The 427-nt window shown below is 55.0% G+C and carries 1 pseudogene; it reads left to right on the plus strand.

The window, feature by feature from the left end:
* Positions 1-233 precede the first annotated feature (233 nt).
* A pseudogene (locus A3754_RS05755) lies at positions 234-427 on the plus strand (hydrolase); the annotation flags it as partial.

Consider the following 427-nt stretch of genomic DNA (forward strand, 5'->3'; position numbering starts at 1 on the left):
TCCCAGTGGCATGCATGCGTTGCAGAATCAGGAAATGAGCTGGTTGATTCCCTTTCCGCCATTGAATGCGTAAATAGAGACGCAGAATGCGGCATGCGACACGCAACACGGAAAAGCAAAATCGTCGTAACCCCCGGGCATTAGAAGCGTGGGTGCGGCATTGAAGAGATGAATAGACCTGTATCGCGTTGTTGCGTTGAGCGTGACGCGTGCAGCGAAAACGGAGTTTTTTTATGGCCGAAGAAACAACCCGCCTGCGTTTGCGTACGCTCACCGAAGACGATTACCCGGCGCTGGCGCGCCTTATGGATCAGGTCTATCACGATATTGGTGGGGCCTGGCCGGAAGACACCATCAAGACCCTGATCCGCATTTTTCAGGCCGGGCAGCTGGTCATTGAGGATAACGGCGAGCTGGTGGCCACGGC

The sequence above is a fragment of the Alcanivorax sp. HI0083 genome, assembly GCF_001635175.1.